Source organism: Nitrobacter sp. 62-13, from assembly GCF_001896955.1.
In the GTDB taxonomy this organism is placed as follows: Bacteria; Pseudomonadota; Alphaproteobacteria; order Rhizobiales; family Xanthobacteraceae; genus Nitrobacter.
The window spans coordinates 21,099-27,896 of the sequence record NZ_MKRN01000197.1; the positions used below are offsets into that span (position 1 = coordinate 21,099).

Below are 6,798 nucleotides of genomic sequence, written 5' to 3' on the forward strand. Positions count from 1 at the left end.
TTCGACGGCTTCCAGACGTCCAACAAGACCCGAGCGGCGGAAGGCCAGGTCTCGGCCTCGCGCGAGGGTCTGAGGGTGCTCGAACAGACCGTGCTGCTCGCTGCGGCAACCATCTACATGGACTATTTGCGCGACGCCGCCATCGTGGAAGTCCAGCGCAGCAACGTCCGTGTGCTTGAGGAGACGCTCAAGCAGACGCGCGATCGGTTCAACGTCGGCGAAGTCACCCGCACCGACGTTGCGCAGTCGCAAGCTCAGCTTGCCGCCGGTCGCACCCAGCTCATGACCGCCCAATCCACCCTGACGACGACGCGGTCGAATTTTCGCCGCATCGTCGGCAACGAACCGGGCCAGTTGGCGCCGGGTTCGCCGGTTGATCGTTTTCTGCCGGCATCGCTCGCTGGCGCCGTGGATCTTGGTCTGACCCAGAATCCCAATGTCACCGCGGCGATGTACGGCATCGACGTCAGCCACCTGCAGGTCAAGGTGGCCGAGGGCGCACTGTTCCCGACCGTGAGCCTTCAGGCCAACGTCCAGCAGGGCTATCAGCAGCAACTCACGGTCCAGAAGCAGTTCTTTGCATCGGCGATCGCGCAGGTGTCGGTGCCGATCTATCAGGGCGGCGCGGAATATTCACTGATCCGCCAGTCCAAGGAAACACTGGCGCAACAACGTCTCACGCTTGAGCAGGTTCGCGATCAGACGCGCGCCAGCGTGGTGCAGGCCTGGGGCCAACTCGTCGCGGGCAAGTCGCAGGTGGTATCGGCGCAGGCGCAGGTCGAGGCGTCCGAGGTCGCGCTCAACGGCATTCGCGAAGAGGCCAAGGCCGGACAGCGCACCACGTTCGACGTGTTGAACGCGCAGCAGACGCTCGTCAATGCGCGCGTGGCGCTGGTGACGGCTCAACACGATCGCGTCGTCGCGTCCTACGCCGTGTTGAATGCCATCGGGCGGCTGTCGCCTCAGGTGTTGAAGCTAAACACGACTGTTTACGATCCGAGTGTTCATTATCACCAGGTTCGCGACAGTTGGGCTGGTGTGCGTACGCCGGACGGACAGTGATCGCGCGCTGACGAAGGCTGTGTCCACAGCCCTTTGCTTGCAATCAATTGTTGCCATGCCATACCTTTGCAGGAGGCCGCGAAGCGATTCGTGCGATATCCGCGTGCTGATCGGCTTGCTGCAGAAGTCCGGGGCGGAGAATCGATGCTGGCATCGATTCGCGGTGCCCGATCCGGGAACAGATCGGGATGGCGATCGAAATCCAATCCCGCGTCTGGGACCCGAGAATCCTCTATCGCTTGCCGCCAGAATGCTGGCGGGGGCCGCGAAGATGTGGAGTTGGACATGACGCAACCTGCAAAGGTCCAGGAACCCTCGATGGAGGAGATTCTGGCGTCGATCCGCCGCATCATCGCCGACGACGAAAAGCCGGGGGCGGCGGGAAAAACAGCGGCCGTGGACGCGGCGGTTGCGAAATCCCAGCCGGCTACGCCGGCCTCCAAGCCATCCACGCCCGGGAAGTCGGCTGCCATGACCGCAATTCCTCCGGTTACGATCGCGCCGAAGCCAGCCGCCGACAACAGTCAGGATGACATCGACGCGCTGCTCGCGAACCTCGATGCCGCAACCACCCAGGAGGAGGTTCGAGCGGCCCCGGCCGAAGAGGTCTTCGAACTGACGGACGAGATGGCCGTGTCGTCGCCCGAAGAGACCGCTTTTCAGAAAGTCGAACCGCACGACGATCTGGAATTCACCGAGACTGCGCCGGCCACCGCCGCCCGGCCGTCTCCTGCGGCCGCCCAGCGGCAAGCCGCTCCGAATGCCACGCCGGCGGCACAAATATTGTCACAGTCGACGGTTTCGGCGGTCGAGACCGCATTCAACTCGCTCGCCACCACTGTTTTAAGCAACAATGCCCGCACCCTTGAGGACCTCGTCAAGGAGATGCTGCGCCCGATGCTGAAGTCCTGGCTCGACGACAACCTGCCGGGATTGGTCGAGCGCATCGTCAAGACCGAAATCGAACGGGTATCGCGGGGCCGCCCGTAATCTGTTCCTGGAACCGCCATTTGGCGGTGACCTGCCTGACCTTGACGCCGGCATCCGCCCACCAAGGCCGGTTTATTCGGCGGTCGTGTTGACTTGGCGCGCGCTGAGAGGCTTTTAGCGGTCAGACGCTCTTCATTTCTGCAAATTTGCCCGAGACGGCACCCCAGTGTGATTGCATTGCCATGATCGAAAAGACCTACCAGCCCGCCGATATCGAAAGCCGCATGTCCCGCCTCTGGGAAGAAGCCGACGCATTCAAGGCCGGACGGGCCGATCGCCGCGACGCTGAACCGTTCACGATCGTCATCCCGCCGCCGAACGTCACCGGCTCGTTGCACATGGGTCACGCCCTCAACAATACGTTGCAGGACGTGCTGTGCCGCTTCGAGCGCATGCGCGGCCGGGACGTGCTGTGGCAACCCGGGACAGATCACGCCGGCATTGCGACGCAGATGGTAGTCGAGCGGCAGCTGACGGAGAGGAAGGAACCCGGCCGCCGTGAGATGGGCCGCGCCCGGTTTCTCGAACGGGTTTGGCAATGGAAGGCGGAAAGCGGCGGCGTCATCATCAATCAGTTGAAACGGTTAGGGGCCTCCTGCGACTGGTCGCGCGAGCGGTTCACCATGGACGAGGGCCTGTCGCGCGCGGTCGCCAAGGTGTTTGTCGAACTGCACCGCGCCGGCCTGATCTACAAGGACAAGCGGCTGGTCAACTGGGACCCGAAGTTGCTCACTGCGATTTCCGACCTCGAGGTCAAGCAGGTCGAGGTCAAGGGCAGCCTCTGGCATCTGCGCTACCCGATCGAGGGTAAGAGCTTCAATCCGGACGATCGTTCGACCTATATCGTCGTCGCCACCACGCGGCCCGAGACCATGCTGGGCGACACCGCCGTCGCCGTTCATCCGGAGAACGAGAAGCTCGAGCACCTGATCGGCAGCAACGTCGTGCTGCCGCTGGTCGGCCGTATCATCCCGATCGTCGGCGACGACTATGCCGATCCGGAAAAAGGCACCGGCGCAGTCAAGATTACACCAGCCCACGACTTCAACGACTTCGAGGTCGGCAAGCGCCACCGCCTGCCGCAGATCGGCGTGCTCGATCGCGAGGGCCGGCTGGCGCTATCCGACAACGAGGATTATCTGCGCGGTCTGCCCGAAGGCGCGCTGATGCTGGCGGAAGAATTTGATGGCATGGATCGCTTCGCCGCGCGCAAGGCGATCGTCGCGCGCCTCGAAGATTTCGGCTTCCTCGACAAGGTCGAGCCGCACGCGCACATGGTGCCGCACGGCGACCGCTCCGGCGCGGTCATCGAACCCTATCTGACGGATCAATGGTACGTCGACGCCAAGCAATTGGCGCAGCCGGCGATTGCGGCCGTGCGTCTGGGCGAAACCACGTTCGTGCCGAAGAACTGGGAGAAGACCTACTTCGAGTGGATGGAAAACATCCAGCCGTGGTGCATCTCGCGCCAGCTCTGGTGGGGTCACCAGATTCCGGCCTGGTACGGTCCGGACGGCAAGGTGTTCGTCGCGGAGACAGAGGACGAAGCGGTCGGCCATGCACTCGGTTATTATGTCGAGCAGGGCGTCATCACCGCGGAGCAGGGCGCTGAAATGGCGAGCGATCCGGCAAAGCGCGATGGCTTCATCTTACGCGACGAGGATGTGCTCGACACCTGGTTCTCTTCGGCGCTCTGGCCGTTCTCGACGCTCGGCTGGCCGGACGCGACGCCGGAGCTGAAACGCTACTATCCGACCAACGTGCTGGTCACGGGTTTCGACATCATCTTCTTCTGGGTCGCCCGGATGATGATGATGGGTTTCCACTTCATGAAGGAAGCGCCATTCCCGAAGGTCTATATTCACGCGCTCGTCCGCGACGAGAGCGGTGCAAAGATGTCGAAGTCGAAGGGCAACGTCATCGATCCCCTGCATCTGATCGACAAATACGGCGCCGATGCGCTGCGCTTCACGCTCGCGGCGATGGCAGCGCAAGGCCGTGACATCAAGCTGTCGTCGCAACGGGTCGAAGGTTATCGCAATTTTGCGACCAAGCTCTGGAACGCCTGCCGCTTTGCGGAAATGAACGAATGCGCCGTTCCCGCCCAGTTCGATCCGACCGCCGCGAAGGAAACGCTCAACCGATGGATCGTTCACGAGACCGCGCGCGCTACGAGCGAGATCACCGCGGCCATCGAATCCTATCGTTTCAATGACGCCGCCGGCGAAATCTACCGTTTCGTCTGGAACGTCTACTGCGATTGGTATCTGGAGCTCGCAAAGCCCGTTCTGATTGGCGAGGACGGGCCCGCCAAGTCCGAGACCCGCGCCATGGTCGCGTGGGCGCGCGATGAAATCCTGAAAGTTTTGCATCCGTTCATGCCGTTCATCACCGAGGAATTGTGGGCGGTGACATCGGCACGGACGCAACTGCTGACCCTGTCTCCATGGCCGGTCAAGGCCGAACTCACCGACCAGCAGCAGGCGCTGCTCGAGGCGGTCGCCTGCGATCCCTATTCCGCGCCTGAGCCGCTTGCCAATCCGTCGAAACCCTATTTCCGCGACGAGGCGGCCGAGGCCGAGATCGGCTGGGTGGTCGATCTCGTCACCGCCATCCGCTCGGTCCGCGCCGAAATGAATATTCCACCCGCAACGCTGACGCCGCTGGTGCTTGCAGGCGCATCTGCCGAGAGCAAGGCGCGCGCGGAGCGCTGGAGCGACGTCGTCAAACGAATGTCCCGGCTCGCGGACATCTCGTTCGCAGACCATCCGCCGGCAGGCGCTGTGCAACTGCTGATCCGCGGTGAAGTCGCTGCGTTGCCGCTGAAGGGCATCATCGATCTCGCCGCCGAGCGGGCACGGCTGGAGAAGGAAATCGCCAAGGCCGATGCTGACATCATGCGGGTCGACCTGAAGCTCAGCAATGAGGATTTCCTCGCCAACGCGCCCGAAGACATCGTCGTGGACGAAAAGGAAAAGCGCGAAGCTGCGGTTGCGCGCAAGACGAAGTTCGTCGAGGCGCTGGAGCGTCTGAAGGCTGCTGAGTGAGCGCAACGCAGTCGTCGTCGCTGCGCCCGTTGAGCTTGCTCTGGCTTAGCGGCGTTGGACTGCGGCTTACGATCCTTGCGGTGCCGGCGGTGCTGGCGGCCATCATTTCGGATCTTGCGCTGTCCGGAACCGAGGTCGGCATTCTCAACGCCATTCCGGTCAGCCTGTTCGCGCTGATCGCGGTCCCTGGCTCGCTGCTGATCGCCCGCGTCGGCGCCATCAAGGCCCTGGTGGTCGGCCTCCTGGTCGCCAGCGCAGGGTCGGCGCTGCGCGGTTTCGCCATCGATGCGATGACGCTGTTCGCCGCAACCGCGGTGATGGCGGCTGGCGTGGCGCTGATGCAGCCGGCGCTGCCGCCGCTGGTGCGGCAATGGGTGCCTCACCGGATCGGTTTCGCCACCGCCGTCTACACCAACGGCTTGCTGTGCGGAGAAATCTTTCCGGTTATTTTCGCGGCGATCGTCGTCCCCTTGCTGGGAGGCGGGTGGCGCGCGAGCCTCGAACTCTGGTCGTTTGCTTCGGCGGCGATCGCACTGGTCGTCTTCATCGCACGCCCGGGCGGGGAGGGCGTGGCGGCCCGGCACGACCGCTGGATGCCGGACTGGCGCGATCCGCTGCTCTGGAAGGTCGGCCTCGTCGCCAGCGCGAACAATCAGCTTTATTTCTGCACGAATGCTTTCCTGCCCGGCCTGCTGCTGCAAACGGGCCATACCGATCTGATCCAGCCGGCGCTGTCGGCGCTCAACCTCGGACAGTTGCCGGGATCGATCCTCCTCATGGTCATCGCAGGTCGGCTGGAGCGGCGGAGATGGCCACTCATCCTGACCGGCGTCTTCGGCCTGATTGGCGCTGCGGGCGTCGCAACCATCACGAACTTATGGGGGATCGTAGGCGCGGCAGCGTTGGTCGGATGCACCTGCGCCGTGGGCCTGACTCTTGTGCTGACGTTGCCGGCACTGCTCGTTGCGCCAGAGGACGTGCCCCGCCTGTCCGCGGGAATGTTCACGATCGGTTACGGCATCGCGATGCTGATCTCGATCGTCAGCGGGATGGTCTGGGATATCACGGGGAACGCCGCTTTCGCATTCGTGCCGATCGGCCTTGCCATCGTGCCGATGGTCGTGTTCCCGCTGATGATCGATCTCAGGGCACAACGTTCCTGAACGGCTTGCTCAGGAATTTCGAGCCCTTCAATCCGTATCGCCATGGCAGGTCGGCGGCCTTGGTGATGCCGATGCGCACGCCGGTCACAACTTCAAGCTCGGCTGTGCGCTGGTAGACCGCGATCGGCGGCGCGTCGAGCGGCAGCGCGTTGTGCGCAATCGATATCCCGAGCGCCTCGCACAGTTTTCCCGGTCCCGAACACAGCAGGCGCTCGTCGTGCAGCCCGCGCCGCCGCCGCATCGCTGGAATGCCATGGGTCGGTTGCAGGGCGCGGATCAGAACGGCGGCCGCGGAGCCGTTCTTTTCACACACGAAGTTCACGCACCAATGGATGCCGTAGGAGCGATAGACATAGGCGACGCCGGGCGGACCGAACATCACCATATTCCGCGGCGTCGGCCCCCGATGAGAATGGGCCGCCGCCTCCGTATGGTGATAGGCCTCCACCTCGACGATGAGACCACCGATCCCGTCCACCAGCAGCGTTGCGCCGATCAACTCGGGCGCGACCTCATGCACGCTGCGCCCGAAAAAC

Annotated in this window: 5 protein-coding genes; 4 read left to right on the forward strand and 1 reads right to left on the reverse strand. The window is 63.5% G+C overall.

What is annotated here, in order from left to right; all coding sequences use genetic code 11:
- From BGN91_RS15155 to BGN91_RS15170, 4 genes are all read left to right on the forward strand, one after another.
- The coding region (locus tag BGN91_RS15155) for a TolC family outer membrane protein (RefSeq protein WP_292614527.1) at positions 1-1,062 on the forward strand (1,062 nt) is incomplete at its 5' end.
- Between the two features lie 285 nt (positions 1,063-1,347).
- Positions 1,348-2,052, forward strand: a complete 705-nt coding sequence (locus BGN91_RS15160) for a DUF2497 domain-containing protein (protein ID WP_292614528.1) — start codon at positions 1,348-1,350, stop codon at positions 2,050-2,052.
- Between the two features lie 182 nt (positions 2,053-2,234).
- Positions 2,235-5,099 (forward strand): valine--tRNA ligase, encoded by a 2,865-nt coding sequence (locus BGN91_RS15165; RefSeq protein WP_292614530.1) that lies wholly within the window; start codon positions 2,235-2,237, stop codon positions 5,097-5,099.
- Entirely contained in the window at positions 5,096-6,262 is a 1,167-nt protein-coding gene (locus BGN91_RS15170; protein ID WP_292614531.1) for an MFS transporter, read from the forward strand. Before BGN91_RS15165 ends, BGN91_RS15170 begins: the two co-directional genes overlap by 4 nt.
- Here BGN91_RS15170 and BGN91_RS15175 read toward each other — a convergent pair.
- The coding region (locus tag BGN91_RS15175; protein ID WP_292614533.1) for a DNA-3-methyladenine glycosylase at positions 6,243-6,798 on the reverse strand (556 nt) is incomplete at its 5' end. The two genes, BGN91_RS15170 and BGN91_RS15175, sit on opposite strands and share 20 nt — an antisense overlap.

What these genes read in the sequence shown, in the direction of transcription:
- BGN91_RS15160 (WP_292614528.1), top strand. Translation starts at nt 1,348, where the DNA reads ATGACGCAACCTGCAAAGGTCCAGGAACCCTCGATGGAGGAGATTCTG.
- BGN91_RS15165 (WP_292614530.1), top strand. Translation starts at nt 2,235, where the DNA reads ATGATCGAAAAGACCTACCAGCCCGCCGATATCGAAAGCCGCATGTCC.